This window comes from Haloarchaeobius amylolyticus (assembly GCF_042678045.1).
In the GTDB taxonomy this organism is placed as follows: domain Archaea; phylum Halobacteriota; class Halobacteria; order Halobacteriales; family Natrialbaceae; genus Natrinema; species Natrinema amylolyticus_A.
In genome coordinates this window covers 500,620-524,936 of record NZ_JBHUDI010000001.1, presented here as the reverse complement: position 1 = coordinate 524,936, position 24,317 = coordinate 500,620, and the positions used below count along the sequence as shown (strand labels likewise).

The 24,317-nt window shown below is 64.0% G+C and carries 24 protein-coding genes and 1 tRNA gene; 15 read left to right on the top strand and 10 right to left on the bottom strand.

What is annotated here, in order from left to right:
* The 4 genes from ACFR99_RS02665 to ACFR99_RS02650 form a co-directional block, all read left to right on the top strand.
* Positions 1 to 932: amidase (locus ACFR99_RS02665; protein ID WP_390284104.1), on the top strand; the 932-nt coding region annotated here is incomplete at its 5' end.
* 141 nt (positions 933 to 1,073) lie between these two features.
* Entirely contained in the window at positions 1,074 to 1,916 is an 843-nt protein-coding gene (locus ACFR99_RS02660; protein ID WP_390284102.1) for an aldo/keto reductase, read from the top strand.
* A gap of 126 nt (positions 1,917 to 2,042) precedes the next feature.
* A complete protein-coding gene (locus ACFR99_RS02655) occupies positions 2,043 to 2,795 on the top strand; it encodes a hypothetical protein (RefSeq protein ID WP_390284100.1) in 753 nt (250 codons plus the stop codon).
* A gap of 119 nt (positions 2,796 to 2,914) precedes the next feature.
* Positions 2,915 to 3,106, top strand: a complete 192-nt coding sequence (locus ACFR99_RS02650; protein ID WP_390284098.1) for a DUF7333 family protein — start codon at positions 2,915 to 2,917, stop codon at positions 3,104 to 3,106.
* A gap of 145 nt (positions 3,107 to 3,251) precedes the next feature.
* On the opposite strand, the gene ACFR99_RS02645 is transcribed toward ACFR99_RS02650, so the two are convergent.
* Complete coding sequence (locus ACFR99_RS02645) at positions 3,252 to 4,223, bottom strand: phosphoadenosine phosphosulfate reductase family protein (protein WP_390284096.1); 972 nt, start codon at positions 4,221 to 4,223, stop codon at positions 3,252 to 3,254.
* Between the two features lie 368 nt (positions 4,224 to 4,591).
* On the opposite strand from ACFR99_RS02645, the gene ACFR99_RS02640 reads away from it, so the two are divergent.
* Positions 4,592 to 5,704, top strand: coding sequence for a glutamate-cysteine ligase family protein (locus ACFR99_RS02640; RefSeq protein ID WP_390284094.1), 1,113 nt, complete (start codon positions 4,592 to 4,594; stop codon positions 5,702 to 5,704).
* Positions 5,705 to 5,800: 96 nt separating this feature from the next.
* Here ACFR99_RS02640 and ACFR99_RS02635 read toward each other — a convergent pair whose 3' ends face one another.
* From ACFR99_RS02635 to ACFR99_RS02605, 7 genes are all read right to left on the bottom strand, one after another.
* A complete protein-coding gene (locus tag ACFR99_RS02635; protein ID WP_390284092.1) occupies positions 5,801 to 6,121 on the bottom strand; it encodes a zinc ribbon domain-containing protein in 321 nt (106 codons plus the stop codon).
* 97 nt (positions 6,122 to 6,218) lie between these two features.
* Positions 6,219 to 7,496 (bottom strand): PQQ-dependent sugar dehydrogenase, encoded by a 1,278-nt coding sequence (locus ACFR99_RS02630; RefSeq protein ID WP_390284090.1) that lies wholly within the window; start codon positions 7,494 to 7,496, stop codon positions 6,219 to 6,221.
* Between the two features lie 170 nt (positions 7,497 to 7,666).
* Entirely contained in the window at positions 7,667 to 8,653 is a 987-nt protein-coding gene (locus ACFR99_RS02625; protein WP_390284088.1) for a patatin-like phospholipase family protein, read from the bottom strand.
* A 115-nt stretch (positions 8,654 to 8,768) separates the two neighbouring features.
* Positions 8,769 to 9,353, bottom strand: a complete 585-nt coding sequence (locus tag ACFR99_RS02620) for a DUF7110 family protein (RefSeq protein ID WP_390284086.1) — start codon at positions 9,351 to 9,353, stop codon at positions 8,769 to 8,771.
* A gap of 120 nt (positions 9,354 to 9,473) precedes the next feature.
* Positions 9,474 to 9,818 carry a glutaredoxin family protein gene (locus tag ACFR99_RS02615; protein ID WP_390284084.1) on the bottom strand — a complete coding sequence of 115 codons (345 nt, stop codon included), beginning with the start codon at positions 9,816 to 9,818 and terminating at the stop codon, positions 9,474 to 9,476.
* A gap of 152 nt (positions 9,819 to 9,970) precedes the next feature.
* Positions 9,971 to 10,768, bottom strand: a complete 798-nt coding sequence (locus ACFR99_RS02610) for a succinylglutamate desuccinylase/aspartoacylase domain-containing protein (protein WP_390284082.1) — start codon at positions 10,766 to 10,768, stop codon at positions 9,971 to 9,973.
* 50 nt (positions 10,769 to 10,818) lie between these two features.
* A complete protein-coding gene (locus tag ACFR99_RS02605; RefSeq protein ID WP_390284080.1) occupies positions 10,819 to 11,304 on the bottom strand; it encodes a DUF309 domain-containing protein in 486 nt (161 codons plus the stop codon).
* Positions 11,305 to 11,405: 101 nt separating this feature from the next.
* On the opposite strand from ACFR99_RS02605, the gene ACFR99_RS02600 reads away from it, so the two are divergent.
* Together ACFR99_RS02600 and ACFR99_RS02595 are read left to right on the top strand one after the other, a co-directional pair.
* Positions 11,406 to 11,534 carry a hypothetical protein gene (locus tag ACFR99_RS02600; protein WP_390284078.1) on the top strand — a complete coding sequence of 43 codons (129 nt, stop codon included), beginning with the start codon at positions 11,406 to 11,408 and terminating at the stop codon, positions 11,532 to 11,534.
* Positions 11,535 to 11,743: 209 nt separating this feature from the next.
* Positions 11,744 to 11,826 (top strand) — tRNA-Leu (locus ACFR99_RS02595).
* Between the two features lie 170 nt (positions 11,827 to 11,996).
* On the opposite strand, the gene ACFR99_RS02590 is transcribed toward ACFR99_RS02595, so the two are convergent.
* On the bottom strand, positions 11,997 to 14,876 hold the full coding sequence (locus ACFR99_RS02590) for an MEDS domain-containing protein (RefSeq protein WP_390284076.1): 2,880 nt from the start codon (positions 14,874 to 14,876) through the stop codon (positions 11,997 to 11,999).
* A 383-nt stretch (positions 14,877 to 15,259) separates the two neighbouring features.
* Here ACFR99_RS02590 and ACFR99_RS02585 point away from each other — a divergent pair, with 383 nt between their 5' ends.
* The 8 genes from ACFR99_RS02585 (at position 15,260) to ACFR99_RS02550 (ending at position 23,136) form a co-directional block, all read left to right on the top strand.
* A complete protein-coding gene (locus ACFR99_RS02585; protein ID WP_390284074.1) occupies positions 15,260 to 15,850 on the top strand; it encodes a protoglobin domain-containing protein in 591 nt (196 codons plus the stop codon).
* A 64-nt stretch (positions 15,851 to 15,914) separates the two neighbouring features.
* On the top strand, positions 15,915 to 16,715 hold the full coding sequence (locus ACFR99_RS02580) for an inositol monophosphatase family protein (protein WP_390284072.1): 801 nt from the start codon (positions 15,915 to 15,917) through the stop codon (positions 16,713 to 16,715).
* An 87-nt stretch (positions 16,716 to 16,802) separates the two neighbouring features.
* Positions 16,803 to 17,930, top strand: a complete 1,128-nt coding sequence (locus ACFR99_RS02575; protein ID WP_390284070.1) for a DUF63 family protein — start codon at positions 16,803 to 16,805, stop codon at positions 17,928 to 17,930.
* 115 nt (positions 17,931 to 18,045) lie between these two features.
* Positions 18,046 to 18,915, top strand: coding sequence for an NOP5/NOP56 family protein (locus ACFR99_RS02570; RefSeq protein ID WP_390284068.1), 870 nt, complete (start codon positions 18,046 to 18,048; stop codon positions 18,913 to 18,915).
* On the top strand, positions 18,908 to 19,540 hold the full coding sequence (locus tag ACFR99_RS02565) for a fibrillarin-like rRNA/tRNA 2'-O-methyltransferase (protein ID WP_390284066.1): 633 nt from the start codon (positions 18,908 to 18,910) through the stop codon (positions 19,538 to 19,540). Before ACFR99_RS02570 ends, ACFR99_RS02565 begins: the two co-directional genes overlap by 8 nt.
* Before the next feature lie 75 nt (positions 19,541 to 19,615).
* Positions 19,616 to 21,211, top strand: coding sequence for a fatty acid--CoA ligase (locus tag ACFR99_RS02560; RefSeq protein ID WP_390284064.1), 1,596 nt, complete (start codon positions 19,616 to 19,618; stop codon positions 21,209 to 21,211).
* 73 nt (positions 21,212 to 21,284) lie between these two features.
* Complete coding sequence (locus tag ACFR99_RS02555) at positions 21,285 to 22,367, top strand: glutamate--cysteine ligase (protein WP_390284062.1); 1,083 nt, start codon at positions 21,285 to 21,287, stop codon at positions 22,365 to 22,367.
* Positions 22,368 to 22,500: 133 nt separating this feature from the next.
* Positions 22,501 to 23,136 (top strand): helix-turn-helix domain-containing protein, encoded by a 636-nt coding sequence (locus ACFR99_RS02550; protein ID WP_390284060.1) that lies wholly within the window; start codon positions 22,501 to 22,503, stop codon positions 23,134 to 23,136.
* 23 nt (positions 23,137 to 23,159) lie between these two features.
* On the opposite strand, the gene ACFR99_RS02545 is transcribed toward ACFR99_RS02550, so the two are convergent.
* Positions 23,160 to 24,263 (bottom strand): M24 family metallopeptidase, encoded by a 1,104-nt coding sequence (locus tag ACFR99_RS02545; RefSeq protein ID WP_390284058.1) that lies wholly within the window; start codon positions 24,261 to 24,263, stop codon positions 23,160 to 23,162.
* Between the last annotated feature and the right edge of the window lie 54 nt (positions 24,264 to 24,317).

The following is a 24,317-nucleotide window of genomic DNA, read 5'->3' as shown; positions in this document are numbered from 1 at the left end:
CGGCGGTCGCCGCCGGGATGACGCCGATCGCGACGGGCAGCGACGCGGGCGGGTCGGTGCGTATCCCGGCCGCCGCCTGTGGCGTCTACGGGTTCAAGCCGACTTTCGGATTGGTGCCCGACGATGGCAGACCGAACGCCTTCGGTCGCGAGACTCAGCACACGACGAAGGGACCGATAACCCGCACCGTCGAAGACGCTGCAGTGCTCCTGTCGGTGCTGGCCGGGCCGCATTCGGCCGATCCGAACGCCGTTCCCGTCGACATCGACTATCGCAGCGCGCTCGAGTCACCCATCGACGACTATCGCATCGCGTACAGTCCAGATCTCGACGTCTTCCCGGTGACCGAGGCGGTCGAGACGGTCGTCGACGACGCGGTCGACGCACTCGCGGCCGCCGGCGCAACCGTGGAGACGGTCGACGTCGATCACGGCTACACCATGGCCGAACTCAGTGAGGCAGCGATGGCGCCGTACGCGACTGGCGTCATAGAGAGCGCGACGCTGCTCGAGGAAGCCCACGGCATCGACCTCCGGGACCACCCCGAGGAGGTCTCGGACAGCCTACTCGCGATGCTCGATGTCGGCGCGGAGTACGGGCCGGCCGACATCGCTCGATCGGGCATCGTCCGCACGGACATGTACGATGCCGTCCAGGATGTCCTCGCCGATTACGACCTGCTCGTGACACCGACGCTCTCGCGAGCGGACGTCGGCCTCTACGAGCCCCTCGAGACCGACGCCTGGGAGTGGCCGCTGACGTGGCCGTTCAACTGGACCGGCCATCCCGTCGCGTCCGCTCCGGCTGGACTGACCGACCGCGGCCATCCCGTCGGCCTCCAACTCGTCGGTCGGCGGTTCGCCGACGACGACGTCCTCGCGGCCAGTGCGGTCCTCGAGCGCGAGCGCTCCTGGGATCATCTTTACGAGTGACCGGCAGCGATCCAGCGGGCTCTCGCAGGCCCTGGCTGTGAGAATCGGTATCGAGGGTCAGGGCTGCCGATTTCGCTGTCGCAAGGCGAACCGCTGACCGGTACCAAAACCCCTTTTCACGCTCTGCCCCTTCACCCATACATGGTGACTTCCGACGCCGATACGATTCCGCCAGAGACGTGTCCGACCACTGATGGCATGCCGATGCTTGGTCTCGGAACCTGGCAAAACGAGGACCCCGAGCAGTGTGCCGAGAGCGTTCGGACAGCTCTCGAGGCGGGCTATCGACATATCGATACCGCCCAGGCCTACGGCAACGAGGATGCCGTCGGTGACGGAATCGCGGCTGCGGACGTCGATCGCGAGGAGATATTCCTCGCGACCAAGGTCTGGATCGACAACCTCGCGTACGACGACGTCCTCGAGACGACCCGCGAGAGTCTCGATCGACTGGGCGTCGACTACGTCGACCTGCTGTACGTCCACTGGCCGTCCCGGACGTACGACGCCGAGGAGACCCTCTCGGCTTTTTCAGAACTGTACGACGAGGGCCTGATCGAGCGCATCGGCGTCAGCAACTTCCAGCCCGAACAGCTCGAGGAAGCCGTCGAGATCTGTGATGCGCCGATCTTCGCGAACCAGGTCGAACTCCACCCGCTGCTCCCGCAGCCGGAGCTTCGAGAGGCCTGCGACGCTCACGACGTCGAGATCGTCGGCTACTCGCCGCTCGCCCGGGGACGGGTCTTCGACCAGCCCGAAATTCAAGAGATCGCCGACAAACACGACGCCAGCGAGGCACAGGTCAGCCTCGCCTGGGCGCGTGAAAAAGGTGTTACGGCGATCCCGAAGGCGACCAGCGAAGGTCATATCACTGATAACTGGGGATCGCTGGCGGTGGACCTCGACCAAGCGGACATCGATGCGATCGACGCCATCGACGAGACGAGCCGTGAAGTCGATCCCGGCTTCGCTCCCTGGAACTGATCGGCACGGAGCCAGTCCGCAGATCGATTCCGTCGCGCACCGTTCTGCAGACTGATAGCAAAGGGACATATCTGACACGGAGAAAAAGCAGGAAACTTTACGGTACGTCAGCTTTTTGGCTCGCGTATGTCTACCCGCTCACAACGCCGTGGCGGTGGTGGGCTTGTCGGTGCGATCAGGACCGACATTCGGCGGTTACACGGGGCCTGGATGGAACTCGTCTTCCGCAGGCAACGTGGCCGCGGCCACTCCGTCATGGGCAAGTGGAAGCCCGAAACCCTTCCACAGAAACTCGGCTATTACGGCTGGAGCGTCCTGGGAGTTATCGGCTTGCTCGTCCTCTATCCGTTGACTGTCCTTGGCTTTGCGACCCGCTTTTACGCGGCGAAACTCGACTCGACGCGAACGCGACTCGGCATCGCCGGCGTCACAGGAATCGCGCTGCTCATCTGGGGGACGCTGACAGCGATCGCATACATTCGGATCCCCTTCGATGCCTTCCTCGCGATCGCGGCTGCCAGTACCGTCGCGATCGTCTCGACGACGCTCGCGGCCGTCACCTCGAAGTTCGGCGGTCGGGCGCTCTCGGTCCTGCTCGCCTACCCGTTCGCGATGACGGCGCTGTTCCTGCCGCCGGTCGTCGCTGCGCTCGTGACGCCGTCACTGCATCCCTACGTTCTCGACCCCAGCTACGACTTCGCCGTCTGGGTACTCGACAACGTGTTGTTCGTCGGCGGCATCAACGACTACCTGCGCAGCAACTTCAGCCTCGAGGGGCCGGCCTACGCCGCGATGTGGCTTGGCATCTCGTTCCCACTTGGCTGGTTCCTCGGAAGTGCCGTGACGATGGCGAATCTGGTTCGTCCCTCGGAAGAGTAGCCGCGGTTCGTTCTCACCTGTTCCGATAGTGTTGGACAAAAACCATTGATTCTGTCCGACAACATGAACGGACTGCCGATTCCCGATACCATTAGGTGTCCGATTCCTAACCCCCGCATATGGAGTTCGACCTTCCAACGACGGGGGCCGCGTTTATTCTGGTGATCGCACTCGGCATCGGTGGCATGGCCGCCACACCGATGGGGATGAACACGATATTGATGATGGTCGCGCCGTCGATGATCGTCTTCGGCCTGATCATGCTCGCACTCGGCGTCAAACACGGCGAATACCGCGCAGTAAGCCGCTAACGACGGGGACGTCTCAGTTAGCGATTGTGTCGCTATCGGACCGTCCGACTCGTTCTGTCAAAGCCGGCACTCTTGGCACTCTCGAGCGGTTAAAACCACGAAAATCGGTGGTTGGCGAGTGACGCAACTGTCGACGGCGACCGGCCTACATGTAGCCCAGATCGCGCAGACGCTCCATCAGGTCCTCTTTGTCCTGGGCGCGGCCCGCGCGCTCGGTCGTGCCCTCGAGGTCCTGGAGCCAGGCGGGCTCCTGGTCGCTCTTCTCGGTGCTGACTTCGCTGCCCAGCGAGCGGAAGCCGGCGAAGTACTTCGGGGAGATCGGGATGTCGTCCTGTGCGACACCTTCAGGAAGATCGTCGTCGCTTTCGGGGACGTAGCCCTCCTCGGGGAAGTTCTCGACGGTGTCCGGCACCACGAAGTTCCAGAACGCGTCCCAGACGGCGGCCTCGTCGAACTGCAGGATGGGCTGGATGCGGTCGTGGGGCGGGTAGATGTCGGGGTCGTGACGCGGCGAGAAGAACGTCTCGTCAGCGCGGGCTTCCTGTTCGTCCCAGCGGACGCCGGAGATGACGCCGTCGATGTCGTACTCCTCTAAGGCGTCGTTGAGCGCGACCGTCTTCAGCAGGTGGTTGCCGACGTAGGTGTCCAGCAGGAACGGGAACGTGTCCTCCTCGTACTCGAGGATGTCGCGGACGTGGTGCTGGTTGTGTTCGGAGAGTTCCGAGATGTCGATGTCGTCGCCCGGTTCGAGGCCGTGCTCGTCGACGTACGCGCCGACATCCTCGTTGCGCGCGTAGATGACCTCGAGGTCCCACTCGTCTGCCCAGTGGTCGACGAAGTCGTGGATTTCGTCGAAGTGCTGGTAGTGGTCGATGAACACTGCGGGGGGTACCTCGAGGTCGAAGCGATCGGCGACCTCCTTGATGAAATAGAGGGTGAGCGTCGAGTCCTTGCCGCCGGTCCACATGACCGCGGGATTCTCGTAGGACTCGAGGCCCTCGCGGGTGACCTCGATCGCTTTCTCGATCTTGTCCTGAATGTGGGGGTAGTCCTCGGGTTCTTCGCCTTCACCGTCGGTATAGTCGACGTCGACGTAGTCGGGGAAGTTCTCGCTCATCTCGTAATTAGATATAATTAGGAGATGTAAATCCTTTGGGTCGGCGGAAAGCTCTGTCGGCATTCTGGATCCAGTCTCGATGCCGGGTACTGGCCGAACGGTGCGGGCAACGTCGCCGAGATCGGCGAATCGTCCGGTCTCGAGGGCCGAACCCCGGCCACAGACGATCGACACGAGACGAGATAGGCAGGACGGTCAGGCCGGTCCGTGCGCGAATGTTTCCACTCGCGAAAATTTCTTGTAGGGGCTTTCCCATATACCTGCGTGGTTAGTTAGCAAGCGGTAGACAGCGAGCAAGTGGTGAGTGGTCGATAGAGCCGGGCGGACCGCTGGTCCGCACGGGTCGACGCCGCAATCCGGAGGACACTGTGTCAACACCTGAATCTGAGCCGATACGACGGAGCATCGAAGTCGAGTACTGGGTCATCGACGACGAGGGGCGGCTGGTCGAACCGGCAGACCTCGTCGAGGCGTCGCCGGGAGTCGAGCGCGAGTTCGTCGAGCCACTGCTCGAGATCAAAACGACGCCGTGTGAGACGACAGCTGCGTTGCGCGACGAGCTGTTCGACCGGATCGAACGCGTGCTGGACCGAGCCGACGAACTCGACAGGGGGCTCGTCCCGCTCGCGACACCGATAAACCACGACGAGATTCGGGACCGCCCGAGCGATCGGACGCGGATTCAAGACCGAGTCATCGGTGACGAGTTCGAGTACGTCCGCCACTGTGCGGGTACTCACATCCACGTCGAGCAACAGCCGGGGCGCGAGATCGACCAGTTGAACGCGTTCATCGCACTCGATCCCGCGCTGGCGTTGGTCAACTCTTCGCCGTACTTCCGAGGCCGGTATCTGGCCAGCGGGGCGCGGTCGAAACTCTACCGCTGGATGGCATACGATGGTGTCCCACACCAGGGCCGGCTGTGGCCCTACGCCGACGACGCAGACGAGTGGACCCGGCGCCTCGAGCGGCGATACGAGGAGTTCGTGACAGCGGCCATCGAGGCGGGCGTCGATCGGGCGACGATCGAGTCGAATTTCGATCCCGAGAGCGCCGTCTGGACCCCCGTACAGCTCCGAAAAACGTTTTCCACCGTGGAGTGGCGCTCGCCCGACACCGCTCTCCCGAGTCAGGTCGTCCGGCTGGCCGACAGGCTCGCCGAAGTCGTCGCTCACCTCGAAGACGCAGAGATCCGTATCGAGGGGCAGTCCGGTGCCATCACGGCGGACGAAATCGTCCTGCCGGAGTTCGATGCAGTGATCGAGTACGTCAACGCCGCGATCCGAGAGGGGCTGGCGTCGGAGGCAGTTCGATCGTACCTCGAGCGGATGGGGTTCGACGTCGCGGCCTACGAGCCGATATCACACGAGATCGACGGCCGGGGACCGGTCGATCTCGAGGAGGCACGGCAGCTCCGGCTCGAATACGCCGACCGTCTTGAGCGGGACGTTCGACAGGCCCGTCCGCTCAGCGGTGACTGACGGTTTCGAACGGAACGACCGGCTCCCGATTCCGCGAAAGCGGATGTACTGCCGATCTCGAGGCCGTCGCCGCAGTCGCCGAATCGACGCTCCCGGTCAGGACGACTCGAGCCGGCACTGACAACCGTGACAGTACGTCATTCTCACCCGGTTCGTCGTTCCACACGCCGGACACCGAACGGTCGACGCACTCCCGGCGTTGGCGTTCAGTCCGTTCGCCAGCGCGGCGAGTACGTCGTCGTTGTCGGTCACGTCTCGTTCGTGGCCATGTGCCTGCGCCCACTCGTTGATCAGATCGTCGTCTCGCAGTCGCTCGAGTCCGCGAACCAGCCCCAGAAAACACAGCGTCGGGGCGACCATCACGGCGGCTGCCACGGCGAGGCGGCCGACGAGCGCATACTGTCCCGGATCGTCCATAGGCGTCGTTTGCAAGTAACGGGGAAACGTCTATCGTTGTCCGCGTGGTTCGCGGACGGCCCGCCACAAGCACACTGCGACACCCTCTCCCAACCGGCTACGTGGCGGGAACGATGCGAAAGAGCCCGCCGGTATCTGTGGCAGTGCCGAGTGCGTAGACGGCACCGTCGTCGTCGCGGCCAAACGAGAACAGTCGCTCGAGGGTCCCCTTGCTGTCGATCTCGATGGCAGTCGTCGGCCACAGTTCGTCATCGCCGTCGGGGCGGGTCGCGGCGAACAGCCGTCCATCCGCCACGAGATCGCCGAAGACGTACGCGCCCTCGAGCGCCGGGAGTTCGGAGTCGCGGGAGACGTAGCCGCCGATGACCGAGACGCCGCTGACGTCCGTCTCGGCCGGCGGGTGCGGGTACTCGATGATAGGGTCCCGGAACCGCTCGCCGCCGCGAACGTCCGTGGCCGTCTCGTCGGGACAGTCCTCCTCTCGGAAGCAGTGGCTCCCCTCTTTGACGTTCCAGCCGTAATTGCCCCCCTTCTCGAGGAGGTTGACTTCCTCGTAATCGCTCTCGCCGACGTCCGCGACGAAGCAGTCGCCGTCGTCGAACGACAGCCGCCAGGGGTTTCGAAACCCCCAGGCGTAGTACTCGTCGAGCCCGTCGCGACCGACCAGCGGGTTGTCGTCGGGCACGGCGTACTCCCCGGCGGCCGAGCGGCCGTCGACGTCGATGCGAATCACGCTTCCCAGCAGATCCGTCGTTACATCTTGTCCACCGCCGCCGCCCCCGCCGCCCGCACCGATCCCGGCGTAGAGGTAGTCATCCGGTCCGAACGCGAGATCGCCGCCGTTGTGGAAGTCCGCCGGCTGGGGAATCTCGAGGACGACGCGTTCGGAGTCCGATCGCACTCCCGTTCCATCGTCGGTCGCCTCGAACGTTGCGAGAATACCCGTGTGGTCGAACTCCCGTGGCGTGTCGGATCGACGCGGCGCGCTGTAGTGGACGAACAGTCGGCGGTTCTCGGCGAAATCGGGATGGATCGCCATGCCCAGTAACCCCCGTTCACCGCCGGTGATGACCGTTTCGCGCAGGTCGAGCAACGGCTCGTCACGGAGGCCGTCGGACTCGTGGACCCAGATCCGGCCGTCGCGTTCCGCGACGTACCGTCGGTCTGCATCCGGTGCGAATGCGACGGCCAACGGAAACGCCAGCCCATCGACCACCGTCTCGATACCGACTGCGTCGGGTAGTGCAGCGATCGCGTCCGACTCGTTCGTGTCGACGGCAGCGGCCACCGACCGCGAGGCGGTGCCGACGACCCCGGTCGCCGCGCCGACGGCTGCTCCCGCCAGAAAGCGGCGTCGACTGAATGGCAGGTTCATTTTGGGAGATTCCGTACCACACCGAGACGGAAATACACCGTTCTGCCGTCGGTGAACGGTATGGCGATCCGACGGATCGCCATCGGCTTCATCGATCCAGTCGCTGTCTCGAGTCCGAGACGGGCTGTGACTGGCATCGTGACCGACGGGTTCGGATACCGGAGACACCCTCACGACCGGCCCTCGAGGAACCGCTCGGCGCGCCGCTGGCCCCGCTGTATCAACCGATCGATGAATGCTGGATCCCGGTCGACTTTCGACGGCGACGACAGGTCGCTGCCAAGGTCAATGAACTCGATGTCGATGGGCTTGTACTCCTGCGGGAGGCTCCCGCTCTCGATCAAGTCGTTGATCGTCTCGATGAAATAGACCTCCTGATACAGCGAGAGGTTTCCCGCCAGTTCGTTACGCCGATCGGCGATGTCTTCCATCGATCGGGGGACATCTTCGCGGTGCTTGGGATTGATCTGGACGATCCAGATCTCGTCGGGTTTGTCGGCTGCGGTCTCTGGCACCGTCAGGAAGTCGCGAATCGGCGGGTTCTGCGAAAACAATCCGTCCCAGTACCAGTGGTTGTCGATCTCGACGGCTTCGAACAGCGTCGGAATCGCTGCCGACGCGAGCATCGTCTTCGCAGTGATTTCCTCGTTGCGAAAGGTTTCGAACTCGCCTTCGGTGACGTCCGCCGCGCCGAGGATCAGATCCGCCGACGTGTCGGCGGCGAGCGCAGGAATGCGGTCGAACTCGATGTGGGACTCGAGCGTGTCGAGAAACCGATCTCGTCCGAGTTCGGCATAAGGGAGTTCGTACGGACTGAACAGCGGCAACGGCCCCCCGCGTGCTGCGAACTCCGCCAGCCAGACGAACCAGTCGTTGGCGACCCTGTCCGGTGGCGAGCGCGCCGCGAAGTCCCGCCAGATCACATCAAGCGTTTCGACTGCGTACTCGGTCCCATTCGTGACGAGCCCATACCAGGCTGCGGTCGCGCAGATGGCTCCGCCGGACGTGCCGCTCACGCCGACGAGTTCGTATTGGCGCGTCTCACACTCGCGAAGGAGTCGTTTGAGCACACCTGCGGTAAACGCCGTGTGGCTCCCACCACCCTGACAGGCGATCGCGACTCGAGTCGTACTGCCAGTATCGACACCGTCGTCCATATATGACGGTGATCACGAGCCGCGAGTTAGGAATGTGGGTGCGGAGTCACGCACAGCGAGGCCACTCTTCGGTTCGGTCCCCGTGCAAGTCCGTCGGAGAACGCGCTGTGTCGGTTCAGTCCGTAATGAACTTGTTGTCCCGCCAGTTGACGCCGCCCTGCCCCGAGCCGTGGTCGCGGGGGCCTTCGACGACTTCGATGTCGGCGGGTCGCGGTTCGCCGTCGACGATTCGGGTTGCCTCGAGGTCGCCATCGCGCTCGGAGATCGCCGTCAGTGTCCCTTTCTCGGCAGCTTCGGCGATGCCACAGAGAACGAGGAACATCTGGTACTGCAGCAGCGAGTTCTGCAGGACGGTCTCGCGGTCGCCTTTGAACGCGGCGAACTCGACGAGTTCGGATTCGATCTCCTCTTCTTCGTCCTCGTCCCAGCTAAAGGATTTCTGCCGGCGCTCGTCCGGATCTTCTTCGTAGACCCGGTTTTCCGTGACGCTGGCTTTGAGCTGGGCCGTCGGAGTGTACTTGCTGACTGATTGATCCTCGGCGACGGCTTTGAGGATCAGCGTGTTGTTTCGCCGCGTGATCTCGACATCGTCGACCCCGTCGGGGAACGTTGCGTTGTCGATGTGGTCGTGGAGATCTTCGAGGGGCAGTTCGAGCGTTGAATGCAGCCGATATACGTGTCTGGATTCCTCTGTTGACATAGTCTGAAGGTGTCTACGGCGATAGTCGTGGTCCGTTACTACGAGACCGCGACTTATATGACCTGCTATTAAATCCGTGTGCTACCAGTCGTGACAAATCTGTGTTCACGGTCGGACGCGCTACGCCGCGTCGAGCGTCTCCGCGAGTTCGCCGCGTTCGTCGAGTTCTTCCAGGATGTCGGAGCCGCCGACGAACTCACCGTCGACGAACGTCTGGGGAATCGTCTCCCAGCCGCTTTGCTCGTTGAGCGCCACGCGATACTCGTCGAGCGACTCGAGGACGTCGACGGTCTCGAACTCGTCGCGGTGCTGGCTGATCAGCCCGAGTGCTTTGCGGGAGTAGCCACACTGAGGCATCAGTTCGGTCCCTTTCATGAAGAGGACGACGTCGTTTTCCTCGATCGCTTCGGCGACCTGCTCGTTGACCTCCTCCTGGTCGAGACCCTGGTTCGGTGGGAACTCCATACACACTCGTATGGTGGTGAGGGGGATATGCCTTGCGTCCTGGGCACTTGCGGGACTGGAAGCACGGGCTCATACGGTCTGCTGTCCCGCTGTCCCAGCGCACCCGCAGGACGGATCGCGGGTGCGCCGGCACCCACTGCGAGGAGTCCGTATCAGTCGGCCGCGGGCGGTGACTCGATGACGTCGACTTTCTCGGCGGTGTAGCCGAAGACGTTCCGGTAGCCGTTCGGCGACATGAGCACGGGATAGAACGGCTCGTCGGCGATCTGTTTTTGCCCGTCGGCCGCGGCGAACGGTGCGCCGGCTTCGACCTCCGTGAAGTTCTCGACGAACACCTCGTAGGTGTCGGCCTGTTCCTTGTCGATGACGTCGGTGAGTCGATAGACTGGCAGATCGCGGCGGACGGTATCGCCGGGCAACGCATCGACTGCGGTGAGGAACGCCCGCGTTAGCCGATCGGCGTTTTCGGCGGCCGTCTCCGAGCCCTGCAGGCCACACTCGACTTCGACGGTGTCGATCGTCGAGAAGAGCCGTCCCTCTGCGAAGTTGCTCGTCTCGACCATCGCCGTCACTGGCAGTTGCGGGACGATCGCTTTGGCCGTCTCGCTGACGCCGTTGACGATCGCGAAGGGCTCGGCGTGGCTCTGCGTGGAGTGCATCGAGAAGGTCAGACAGCCCTCGAGTTCGCTGACGAGGTCGGCTGCGAGCTGGCCTTCGTGTGTCTTTGCGTTCGGATCACCGGGGAACGTCCGGTTTAAGTCTTCGTCAATAAAGCGGACTCGTCGTTCGAGCGCTTTCTCGTTTACGACGATGAGTTTGACGGGCCGTTCGACGCTCGGGCGTTCGTCAAGCAACCGTTCGACGGCCCGGACGCCACAGGGTTCGTCCCCGTGGATGCCCGCGACGACTGCGATCTCCGGCGTACCCGACCCGAGCTGTGCGACTCTCATTACCTATTAATTCGGCTGAAAGGGCAAAGGCGATTCGGTCTCTCACAGGATCACTCGTCGAGTGTCTCGACGTAGTCGTAGTCGACGGCGTCCGCGACCGGCTGGTTGCCATCGATCGGAATCCGCCAGCCCTCGATCCGCGTCGGCTCCTCGAGAGCGTTGGTCAGCGTAGTCCGAACCGTGAGCACGTCGACGCCGTAGTAGTCGTGGGGGACGTCCTGGAGGTACCCCAGCGCCGTCTCGAAGAGGCTCCGCATGCCGCGGTCGTTTTCGAAGTCGACGTGTTTGTACGCGCCTGCGGCGACCTGCACCATTCCGTGGAGGAATTTGCTCTCTGGAGTGCCGTTGCCGTAGTTGTACCACTCGTCTTCGAAGCAGTCGTGAGACTCGTGGTACGCGCCGTCGTTGAACAATCGCACGCCGTGGACGGTCGCCCGGCGCAACGTCGCATGTTCCCAGCGACCCGCGGACGCGTTCCAGCCCGTTGGGTTCCCGGCTGGTGGATCGACGGTCGGATCGCGGGTGTGGTCGTCCATGGTTGACTCGAGGGGTGACGGCCGGGTAATTCCGTCGGTTAGGCAGTCCGTAGCGAGTGTAAGCACGGTATTTATCCCGTTACGAGATCCATATTGGCCTAATGGCTCAGCCATACGGCCGCTGCCAGCACTGCGGGGAGCGCCTCTACGCGCACATCGAGGGAGGCTACCAGTGTCTGAACTGCGATCGGCGGTACACGGAGCCGGACATCGAGAGCCGAGCGACCTAATACTGCCGGACAGAACGACGTGAAGATCGGTCGCGAATCCGCGACCGACTTCGTATTGACTTCTGTTTGACAGTATAAGCGGGGCCTGTTGCGTTCGACCCGGCGCGGGGCTCTTCGGTCCGCGAGCGATGCGTTCGGGCATCGTCCGGCGACGCTCGAGCGGCAATCGGACGATTTAACCCCTGCGAGCGTCTCAGGACGAGATGCGTGCGAGGGTAGCCAAGCGGTCAACGGCGGCGGACTCAAGATCCGCTCCCGTAGGGGTTCGTGGGTTCGATTCCCTCCCCTCGCACTCACCACAGTGCGGCAAGACGGAGCGTCTTGCCCTCGCAAACTTCTGGGCGTCGATGGTTACTGTCCGAGAGACATCGATTCGATGCCGACGTCCGAATCGGGTTGTTGTACGTCGAGATTTCCCACCGTGACTTCGCGGAACGGTCGGCCGGCCGCGGACAAAACCGATTACAACGCCGGCAGCGCGAGCGAGAACGTCGATCCCTCGCCGGGTTCGGATTCGACCCAGATCTCGCCGCCGTGGCGTTCGACGATTCGTTGGCAGAGGGCCAACCCGATACCAGTCCCATCGTACTCCTCGCGACTGTGAAGCCGATCGAAGACGGTGAAGATGCGGTCTTGATCCGCCGGATCGATTCCGATCCCGTCGTCGTGAACCGAAATCACCCACTCCTGGCCCCGTCGTTCGGCATCGATGTCGATCCGCGGTGACTCGTCGCCGCTATAGGTGATCGCGTTCGAGAGGAGGTTTTGGAGCACCTGTCGTAACTGATCGGCGTCACCTTCTATCCGAGGGAGCTGGTGAGACGTGATCTCGGCGTTCGTTTCCTCGATCTGAATCTGCAGGTCCTCGAGCACGTCGTCGAGGACCGTGTCCAATTCGACCGGTTCGAACGGATCGCCACGTGTCTCGACCCGCGAGTACTCGAGCAGGGCGTCGATCATCGTCCGCATCCGTTCGGCACCATCGACGGCGAACGCGAGGAACTCCTCGCCGTCCTCGTCGAAGGTGTCCCCGTATCGGGTCTCGAGCAACTGGAGATAGCTCGTGACCATCCGCAGCGGTTCCTGCAAGTCGTGAGAGGCGGCGTACGCGAACTGCTCGAGCCGTTCGTTCGATTCTTCGAGCGCACGTTCCCGTCGCTGCTGTCCGAGTTCGTAGCTGACACACTGTCCCATCAGATCGAGGAACGCGTGTTCGGCCTCGGTAAACTCCGTCCGTCGCGGCGACGTATCCCCGAAGCAGAGCGTTCCACAGGACTGGCCGCCGACGACCACTGGCACTCCGACGCAGGTCTCGAGGCCCACGTCGTCTGCATCGGTGATCCATTCGACCGCTCCGGCATCGGTGACGCTGGCAGGCTCACTCGTCTCGATGACCCGGCGGCAGTACTGCGCCGTCGCTGTCGGCGGCGTCGTTCCCGTAGCCAAATCGGGGTGCGTTCCGTGCAGCTGCTGGATTTCGAGTGCGTTCCCGCGCTCGGAAACGAGCAGGCCGATAGGGAGATCGAGGTGGTCACAGCCTAACTCGAGCAACCGATCGAGTTTCGCCGCGGTCTCGAGGTCCGGATCAGACGTGATGTCGTACAAGACTCGCTGTGACTCGTTGTGTTCGCGGCGTTCGAGTTCGTAGCTGACCCACTGGCCGATCAACTCGAGGAACGTGCGTTCGGTTTCCGAGAACTCGCGATCGCGCGGGTCCGTGCTTCCGACCCAGAGCGTTCCGTACGGCGTCGATCCGCTCGTCACCTTCGTCCCGAGGTAGCTCGTCAGACCGTGCTCCTGGTGGACTGGATCGTCCTCCCAGTCGGTGCCGCGCACGTCTGCCATCCCGACCGGTTCGTCCTCGGCTATCGCCCGTCGACAGAAACACCCCTCACTCGGGTTGGTCCACGTTTCGCCCGACTCGTCGCCGTACCCGACGGCGTATTCCGTCAGGAACTCCCCGTCCCACGACGGCAAGTAGGTCAGCCCGGCCGCGTCGAGTCCCAGCCGGTCCCGTCCGATGGTGAGCAATTGCTCGAGCTTCGTCTCGAATCCGAGGTTGGGGTCGGACGTGAGTTCGTAACACTCGCGGAGGAACTGTTCGCGCTGGTGACGGTTCAGTTCGTAGCCGAGCCACCGTCCCATCAACTCGAGGTACATCCGGTCTTCCTCCGTGACCGAGACCGAGCGCGATTTGTCGGGGATGAAGCTGAGCGTTCGGTCCGTGCCGCCGTCGATCGGGATGTACGTCCCCATGTACCCGTGGATTCCGAAGTCCTCGAAAACGGGGAGATCGTCGAGTTCTTCCTCGGCCGGGTTCGATACGCTCGTGGCTGCCTTCATCTCGACGGCCGCCCGTGAATACATCTGTGACAGGGAGAATTCGGTACCGGGTTCGAATTCGTCGTGGTCACCGCTTACGTACTCGATCTCGAGCCAGTCGGAAGCGGGCTCGACACGGTTCACGGACGCAAAATCGAAGTCGAACCACTCACACCCGAGGGTGAGCAGTTGCTCGAGTTTCGTTTCGAAGGACCAATCCGTACTAGCCGTGATGTCGTAGAGGTCTTGGAGGAACTGCTCGCGGTGTTGGAGTGTAGTCTTTGCCTCCGTCCGTTCACGGAGCGTCTCGAGCATCCGGTCGACCTCGCGGGCGGGCTGGTCTGCCCCCAGAAGCTCCTCGGGCGGCGTGTAGTAGAAATTGTGACACGCCGCGCCGTCGTAGATGAGGTGGGGATGGGTTCGAACGATATCGCGGATGACCTGCGGTGCGAACAACTCCCGGTCGTATTGGCAAATCGCGAGCACGTTCTCGTTGTCGAAGAGGTCGTTGATCTTCGACTCGTACTCTATCACCTGCTCGTAGGGCGTCTCGTCCGCTTCGATCCACGACATCTCGGCGACGAGTCGGAGTGCCTCGTATTCTTCGTTTGCCTCCGCGGTCGCGTCGGCATAGAACTGGATCATCTCGTCGGGAACGAACGTCCTGTTTCGGAGGTAAGTGTCCTGTACGGTGTAGAATACCAGCGCTCCGGACGCGATCGCGGCGTCGACGTCGATCCCGCTATCGCGCATCGTCGCCTTCACGTCGGCTTCGGTGCTCTGATCGACGACGTACGCGATACGCTCGCCTCGATCGAGTCCATGACGAACGAACGGAATCGCCGCCGAGAACTTCTCCTCGCGTGTCTCGTAAATCTGCGCGAAGTGGTCGTTGCACTCGTGGCCGTCGAGCGACTCGACGGGACCGCCGAACTCCGGACTCGACTGCAACGCATCGAGTCCGCTCTCGAGCGTTAACGGTTCGCCCAGAACCGCGTTCGGGGACGCGTGCTTACTCATAGTCCCCCCGAGTACTCCTGCTCGAGTGACGCCGGTCCTCGACCGAACCGGGCGACGCCGAGAAGTCGCCGTCACACGGAGCAGAACCGATCACTTGCGTAGTCTGATCCGCAGACCCGCTTATCGCTATTGGAGGACCGTTCATTGAGAGATGGAGGTGCGTGAGAGAGAAAAAAGCGTCGTGGGCCACTCTCGCACGATTCTGGATCGCGCCCGAAATCCGAGACGACGGTACCGACGGATCTGCGATCGCTCCGGGTATCGCTGTGTCACGGAGCTGATCGTGATCCGCAGCGGTACGTCGCTCGCGAAGAGTGATCAGCGGTCGTTGGTCTCCCGTCTGGGTTTATAATCTCTACCGTGGGAGAGCGGCACGGAGACCCATGAGCAGCGACCAGATTCCAGGCTACACCTACGGTTCGGACGAGGTTCCCGACGCGCCGATCAGCATGGACGAGTTCGAGCGGCTGCAACAAACCGTGCTGTTCGACGAAGACGACGAGGAGTACCTGCAGCTGGCCGGCGACGTTCTCAAGGACCAGATTGACGACGTCCTCGACGTGTGGTACGGCTTCGTCGCCGACCACGACTTCCTGGTGTACTACTTCACGGACGGCGAGGGCAACCCTGACGAGGAGTACCTAGACCGAGTGCGCGAGCGATTCGGCCAGTGGATCCGCGATACCTGCGATACGCCGTACGACGAAGACTGGCTGAACTACCAGTTCGAGATCGGGCGACGACACACCCGGGAGAAGAAAAACGAGGTCGACGACGCCGAGGCGGTCGAGCACATCGACATGCGCTATCTCGTGGCCTTCATCTATCCGATCACGGCCACGATCCGGGAGTTTCTCGCCGACAGCGACCACTCCGAGGCGGAGGTCGACGCGATGTACCACGCGTGGTTCAAATCGATCGTGCTGCAGGTGACCCTCTGGACTTATCCGTACGTCCCCGAGGAGAACTGGTGAGCACTGCCCAACCCCGTGGCACCGGTATACGATCACTTTTGGGGGCGGACTCCAGAGAGAGGGCATGAGCGACGCCGATGATGCGACTCGTGCAGCCATCGCCGGCCGTGCGGCACGCGAGGGAGCCGCTGTCGCGGCCGACTCGTTCCGAACGGATCTCACCGTCGAGCACAAAGGCGAGAAGACTGACGTCGTCACGCAGGTCGACCGCGACGCCCAGGAGGCCGTCATCGAAACGATCCGGAAGACGTTTCCGGACGATCCGATCGTCGGGGAGGAAGCCGACGCGCTCAAGGACGTCCCCGAAGCGGGACCTGCCTGGATCGTCGATCCTATCGACGGAACCAACAACTACGTCGGCGGTATCCGCGCGTTCGGGACCGCCGTCGCGGCCGTCGTCGACGGCGAACCGGTCGGTGCTGCGTTCGACTGCCCCGCCCTCTCCGATCGCTACCGCGTCGGCCCCGACGGGCCGTTCCGCAACGACGAACCGCTGTCTGTCAGCGACTGTGCCGATCCCGAGGCGGCCACCGTCTGCCCGACCTTCTGGTGGGATTTCGACCAGCGCGACCAGTACGCCGCGGCGAACCGTGTCCTCGTCGAACGGTTCGGCGACATGCGCCGCTTTGGCTGTGCCCAACTCGAGCTGGCGATGGTCGCCTCGGGCGCACTCGAGGGGACGATGACCAACCTGCGGGCGAACTCGTGGGACACCGTCGCCGGGGTCAAGCTCATTCGGGAGGCCGGCGGCGTCGTCACGGATCTCGAGGGCGAGCGCTGGCGACACGACAGTGACGGGCTGGTCGCGTCGAACGGTGCGATCCACGACGAGTTGCTCGCGGCCGCCCGCGACATCGAGGCGTGACGCGGGCCAGTACGTGGACGCCTCACACGACAGTCTCGCTCGTTGAAAACCGGAAACGGTAAGCGGCCCCCACTACCGGATTCGGGTATGGACGACTTCATCGACCGGTTCGGGGCCGAGCGCGTCTGGGCCGCGACCGTCGCAAGTCTCGCCGCCGTCGTGGTCCTTGGCGCGGTCCTGTTCCCCCAGCGAGTGTACGTCGAGTTTATCTGGCAATACTTCTGGGGGCCGGTCGTCGCCGACGCCCACAGCTGGTCCTGTGTTGCGTGGGCCGACGGCCAACAAGTAGCCTGCGAACAGGCCGGCGCGAACGCCGGCCCGACCGCCGCGCCCGGCTACACGTTCGTCTCGTATGCCGGCTATATCCCGACCCTCGTCCTCCTGCTTGTCGGGGTTATCTTCATCCTTCGCCGCCTCGAGATCGAACGCTTCCGCACGGGCTTTTTCGCGCTGTTCCCGTTCATGCTCTTCGGCGGTGCCCTCCGTGTCGTCGAGGACGCTAACGCTGCGGCCTACGAGGCGACCGGCGAAATGGCCATTCAGCTGCCCTGGTCCGGATTCATCATCAGCCCGCTGATCTACTTCACTGTCTTCTTCATCGCCCTCGGGGCGGTCGTGAGCTCCATCTGGCTCGATCGCAACGACTACGTCTCGGGCTATGAGTACCCGCTGGCCGGAATCGGGACGACGCTGCTGACGGTGACGGTCGCCTATCTCGGGTACACGGCGGCGACGGAGCCGTACTCGGAGTTCTACCCGCTGATCCCGCTCGTCACCCTCGTCGGGGCGACGCTTGCTACTGCGATCACGTGGTTCGCAATCGTGCGATTCGCGCCGGAATTGAACCGCGGCACCCGATATATGGGGATCGTCGTCATCTGGGCGCACGCAGTCGATGGCGTCGCGAACGTCGTCGGCCTCGACTGGGCGACCACGCTGGGGCTGCCGGCGAATCTCGTCCCCAAACACCCGATCAACGCGGCGATCGCCAGCACGACGGCCGAGGTGCTTCCCGAAAGCGTCGTCTCGGCGACCGGCTCGGCCTGGCCGTTCCTGTTCGTCAAGCTCGCTGCCGCCGTCTTCGTCATCTGGATCTTCGACGAGACCGTCTTCGAGGATAACCCTCGCTACGCAATCTTGCTCATGATCACCGTCGTCGCCGTCGGGCTAGGGCCCGGCACCCGCGACATGCTGCGGGCGACGTTCGGGGTCTGATCGGCTCTTTCCGTTCCGGCTGTACTCGAGTCCCCTCGAGACCGCAGTCTATCCCGACCGCGCTCCGAACGCCACGAACGGGGCCTTTAATCGCCCGCGGCGGGAACGGGCGTCCATGAGTGATACGGACGGGTGGTTCGCGGATGTCGACCGCGCCGATCCCGACGCGATGGCGACTGCGGTCCGTGAGGGACGTGCCGACGAGCCCCGCGACTGGCCGAGCCTCGCGCTCGAGGCCGGGTTCGCTGATGACGAGGACGACTATTACGACGCCGTCCGCGAGGCGACGACGGCAGCAACGCGGGCCGCGGTGACCGAACGCGAACGCGCCGACGACCGCCAGCTCGTCCATGCGGTACGCGCGATGGACGACTGCAACCGGACGGCAAACGAACTCGCGGAACGGCTGGCCGAGTGGGCCGGCACCGTCGACCCGGATGCGGGAACCGGCGTCGCGTACGCCCGCGAACTGGCACGCGGTGAACCCGACGACGCACTCGAGGAGCCCGCAGTCCGCTCGCTCGCCGAACGCGTCGCCGACCTCGCCGACGAGGCGGACGATCTCCGGGAGTTCGTCCAGCGCCGGACGCCGGCCGTCGCGCCGAACCTTGCGGCGCTGGCCGATCCCGTGCTGGCGGCACGGCTGATTTCGCTGGCTGGCGGCCTCGAGGAACTCGCGAAGAAACCCAGCGGCACGATCCAGGTGCTGGGTGCGGAAGACGCCCTGTTCGCCCACCTGCGGGGCCACGCCCCCTCGCCCAAACACGGGATCATCTACACCCACGATGCGGTCCGTGGCACCCATCCCGACGACCGGGGCTCTGCAGCGCGTGCGGTCGCCGGCAAACTCGCCATCGCCGCCCGCGTCGATCACTACTCGGGCGAGTTGAAGCCCGAACTCGAGGCCGAACTCGCCGAGCGGATCGAGACGATTCAGGCGCGGACCGCGGACGAGGACCCTGACGGGGGTGCCGACGATGAGTGAGCTTCCGGCTGGCGTCACACGCCACACGTTCGACGGCACCGACCGACTCGCGACCCGCGGCGAACCGGTCTACGGCGAGGCGACCGATGGTGAGTGGCGCGCCTGGAACCCGAACCGGTCGAAACTCGGCGCGATGCTCGAACTCGAGATGGACACCGGCCTCGCGGGCGGTGAAAGCGTTCTCTATCTGGGTGCGGCAAGCGGGACGACGGTGAGCCACGTCGCCGACTTCGCCGGTCCGACCTACGCCGTCGAGTTCGCGGCGCGGCCGGCGCGGGACCTGCTCGAGGCCGCGGAGAGCCGTCCACGACTGTTTCCGCTGCTGAAAGACGCCCGAAAACCCGAGACCTACGCTCACGTCGTCGAGTCGAACGTCGACGTCATCGTGCAGGACGTGGCCACGCGCGGGCAGGCTCGCGTGGCGCTCGAGAACCGGCACTTCCTGGCCGACGATGGTCGACTGCTGTTGGCGGTCAAGGCGCGCAGTGAAGACGTGACCCGGGAGCCGGCGGCTGTCTTCGCAGACGTTCGCGAGGAGTTGTCGGAGGGATACGAGATCTTGGAGACCGAACGACTCGAGAAGTATCACGCTGACCACCTCGGGATCGTCGCGCGGCCCCGATAATTCGGCCGGGCGCGACCGCGTTCCGCTTCGTGCTCAACAACTGATATAAGCCCGTCCGTCGTGTGTCTCTATGGTATGTCTGAACACCCCACAATCGGTGATACCCTCGAGGGAGCGGTCGAGCGCTATCCCGACCGCGACGCGATCGTCTACCCGCGCAAGGACCAGCGGTGGACCTACACGGAGTTCGACGAGCGGGTCAACCGACTTGCGAACGCACTGCTCGAAGCCGGCATCGAGAAAGGCGACAGGGTCGCGACAGTACTGTACAACGGGTCTGAGATGGCACTGACTGTCTACGCGTGTTCGAAGATCGGCGCTGTCTTCACGCCACTGAACTTCCGGCTGCCGGCGGGCGAGATCGAATACATCGTCACCGACGCCGAAGCCGAGCTGGTGCTCTTCGAATCCGCGACGCGGGAGGCGGTCGAAGGAGCGCGGCCTGACTTGGAGACTGTCGAGGAGTACGTGTTCATCGATGACGACCACGCGGCGGTCCCCGACTACGCAAGCGGGTTCTACGAGTTGCTCGAGTCGGGTTCGGCCGAGCGGCCCGAGGTCTCCGTCACGGAAGACGACGTGTACGCCTTCATTTATACGTCGGGAACGACGGGCCGGCCGAAAGGCGTCGTCCACGAGCACCGGGACATGGTCGAACATAACCTCCTCAACATCGTCGAGTTGAACCTCACCCGTGACGACGTCGGCCTATCGGTGATGCCGCTGTATCACTGCGCCGAACTCCACTGTAGCCTGTTCTCGCGGATCCATCGCGGCGCGGCGAACGTTATCCACCACGAGTTCGACCCGGACGCCGCGCTCGAGGCGATCGACGCCCACGGCGTAACGACCCTCTTTGCAGCACCGACGGCCTGGAACGCCCTGTCGCGTTCCGCCGCCGAGTTGGACGTCGACGTCTCGTCGCTCCGGATCGGGCTCTACGGTGCGGCCCCGATGCCCGAACAGGTCCTCGAGAACTGCATGGAACACCTCTGTGAGGACTACGTCCAGGCATACGGTATGACCGAGATCGGTCCCGCCGGCGTCTTCCAGTCACCGGACGACCAGATCCCGAAACAGGGCGCTGCCGGTCTCCCTGCGCTCAATCACCGCCTGCGGATCGTCGACCCCGATGCGGACCCGGACCAGACCGTCGACGGAGGAGAGATCGGGGAGATCCTGATCGCCGGACCGTGTACGATGCGCGAGTACTGGAACCGTCCCGAGGAAACGGCGCGATCGCTGCGCGAAGCCGACGGGACGACCTGGTACTACACCGGCGATCTGGGCTACCGCGACGACGACGGTTACCTCTTCGTCGTTGATCGGAAAGACGACATGATCGTCTCCGGCGGCGAGAACATCTACCCGGCCGAAGTCGAGGACGTGCTGTTCGCACACGACGGCGTCGCGGAGGCGGCCGTCGTCGGCGAGCCCGACGAGGAGTGGGGCGAACTGGTCGCCGCGTACGTCGTCGCCGACGACGGGACTACTGCGGCCGATTTCGATTCGTTCGTCCGCGAGAGCGACCGGCTCGCCGATTTCAAGCGGCCGCGGAAATACTACTTCGTCGACGACCTTCCGAAGAACCCGAGCGGCAAGATCCAGAAGTTCAAGCTCCGCGACGGCGAGGCGGACATCGAGCCCGAGGCCGAAACCGTCCCGTCCTGATCGGCTGAACGAGTACGGATCGATCGTTCCGACTCCAAATCGTATTTACTATCGGCGACGAAAGCAGGATACGATGGAACGCGGGTCGCGAGACGCGTTTACGCGCATGGGAACGCTGGGGATCGAAGAGGAGTGTTTCGTCGTCGACGAGGACGGCCGGCCCACCAGCGGGACCGACGACCTCGTCTACGAGCACGACCCGCCCGAGATCCTCGAGGGACGGCTCGATCACGAGCTCTTTAAATTCGTCATCGAAACCCAAACACCGCTGATCGAGGACCCCGACGACGCTCGTGACTCGCTGCTCGCGATCCGCCAGGCGTTGGTCGACCACGCCGAGGCCCACGGCTATCGGATCGCTGCCGCGGGCCTCCATCCGCTCGCGAAGTGGCAGGAACTCGAGCACGCCGAGAAACCCCGCTATCAGGCACAGCTCGACCGGATTCAGTACCCACAGCATCGAAATACGACCGCGGGCGTCCACGTCCACGTCGGCGTCGACGACGCCGACAAGGCGGTCTGGATCGCCAACGAACTGCGGTGGTACGTCCCGATCATGCTCGCGCTCTCTGCAAATTCGCCCTACTGGAACGGGTTCGACACCGGACTTCAGTCGGCCCGTGCGAAGATCTTCGAGGCACTGCCGAACACGGGGATGCCGACTCACTTCGAGGATTTCGAGGCGTTCGACCGGTTCGAACGGCTGATGCTCGAGACCGACTCGATCAACGATCGGGGCGAACTCTGGTACGACGTGCGGCCACACACGGCCCACGGCACCGTCGAACTACGCACGCCAGACGGACAGGCCGATCCAGACGTCGTCATGGCGTTCGTCGAGTACGCCCACGCGCTCGTCTGCGCGCTGGCCGAGGAGTACGAGGACGGGGCCAGCGGCCACGAGCACCGCCGGGAACTGCTCGACGAGAACAAGTGGCGGGCCATCCGCTACGGTCACGGCGCGTCGTTTATCGACCGCGACCTCGATGGCACGGTCGATCTGGGTGAACTCGTCGACCGCGAGTGCGAGCGCCTCGGTATCGACGGGATCAAACGGGTCTACGAGCGCGAAAGCGGTGCGCAACGACAGCGGCGGCTGTTCGAAGAGGAGGGACCGGACGCGCTGTGTGAGTCGCTGTTCTTGCAAACCGAGTGAGACGGTCCCCTGTCACTAGTTCCCGTGCGACCACAGGTGGATCGGTGGTCGCACCGGAACTGACTGACAGCAGTCCGTCTGCCCCCACAAAGGTTTAACTCCGCGCGAAGCCTCGTCCTGTACGAGACGCCACATGAGTTCCGACGACGCAGACGAGCATCCGGTCGACGACGCAAACGAGAGAGAGGAATCGCTCGAGGGACCGGACGACGTCGTCGAGACCGAGACCGGCCGCAACCCGGCCGTCGAGGAACTCGACCAGCGGATCGTCGATCTGCTCTCGTGGATTCTGGACACGGAAACCCGGGCGAAGATCTACGTGTATCTGCTGGCGAATCCGGGCAGTACCTCCGAGGAGGTCGCGAAGGGGACCGGGCTCTACCCGAGTACGGTCCGCGAGGCGCTCGCGGAACTCCACGAGGAAGCCCACGTCACGCGCGAAAAGCGTGCCAGCGAGGGGGCCGGAAACAACCCCTACGAGTACACCGCGATCCAGCCCAGCGAGCTCGTCGGTGAGGTCGTCGATCAGGTTCAACAGGAGCTAAACACGATCTTCAGGCTCGACCGCGTCCTCGACCGGGAGCACACACACGAGCCGGAGACCCTCGAGGAGACCGAGCCAGTGACGATCACCGTCGACGACAGCACACCGACGCTCGGCGAGGACCCGAGCGCTGCGATCGATAGTCCCGAATCCGACGACGAGGTCGCGGTCGAATCCGTCGACACGGACCTCGATGAGGACGACACCAACGAAGACGACGTCTAGTCGTTCGAATCGCCGTCCGAACGCTACGCCTCGGGTTCGAGAATCGCGGGTCGCTCGAGCTCGAGGTCTCGGTCGATCGCAGAGATGGTCGTCGTCGGCCATCGTCCGGTCGCCGTTAGCACCTCGATATCGTCGTCGGTAACGAGTGCAGTACCCTCGCTTTTTGCGCCCTGTACTGTCGGGTTCCACGCGTACGCCATCGGCGCTTCGACCGACGCTTCGTGGTCCGGCGTCGCGATCCACTCGCGGCCCGCGAAGCCGGCGGCCCCGCCCTGATGGTGATGCTCCCACTCGCCGTCGTAGCCCACCGCGTCGTAGGCCTCCTGGATGGCAGCGAAGACGTCGCTAGCCGTGCCACTATTATTTGCAGCATCCTGTGTCGCTGCAAGCGCCGTCGCCTCTACGCGGGCCGCGGCCTCGTGGCGTTCCTCGAGCCACGCGGGCGGGTCGAACGCGACGGTACGGGTACAGCTCGCGTGGAGGCCGGCCCGTTCGGCGGTGACGGAGACGAGCGCGTACTCGCCCAGTTCGGCCTCGGTCGGCGTGTAGTGGCGATACTGCTGGGCCCGGGTTGCGCCGCCGACGAGGACGACCGGGGCCTCGATGTCGCGGGCCGACAGCGCGACTCGCAGGGCCGAGGCTACCTCGTGTTCCGTGTCACCGGGCTGGAGTTCGCGACAGACGGCTTCGACGGCCGCGGCCGTCTGCCTGCCAAGCTCGCGGTATCGTTCGCAATCGCGGTCGGTCAGCGGCTGTCGCAGCGGTGTCGGATCGACCCGCTCGAATCCAGGGTGGTTGATGTCGATCGCGGCCCGCTCGTCGTCCCCGACGTGTTCGTCGACGGCTGCGCCCAGCGACGACGCGTGCCAGGGGAAGTCTTCGACCACGAGTTCGTCGACGTCTAGATCAGGAACTTCCTCACTCACGATGCGATCGGCTTCGATGTTGTTCGCCACGATGGTCACGTCAGCCCCATCGTAGCCGACCGCAGCGACGCCGATATCGCCCTCGCGGTCGACGACGTTGTTCCCGCCGGTCAGCCATGCAAACGAGTTCGGCCGGGCGAACCAGACCGAATCGAGGTCGTGAGACTCGAGGTGTGCCTCGAGGCGCTCGCGTTTGTCCATGTCGGGTGCTGGCGAGGGTGATCCTTCATACTGTCGGACGGCACGGCCAGGTAC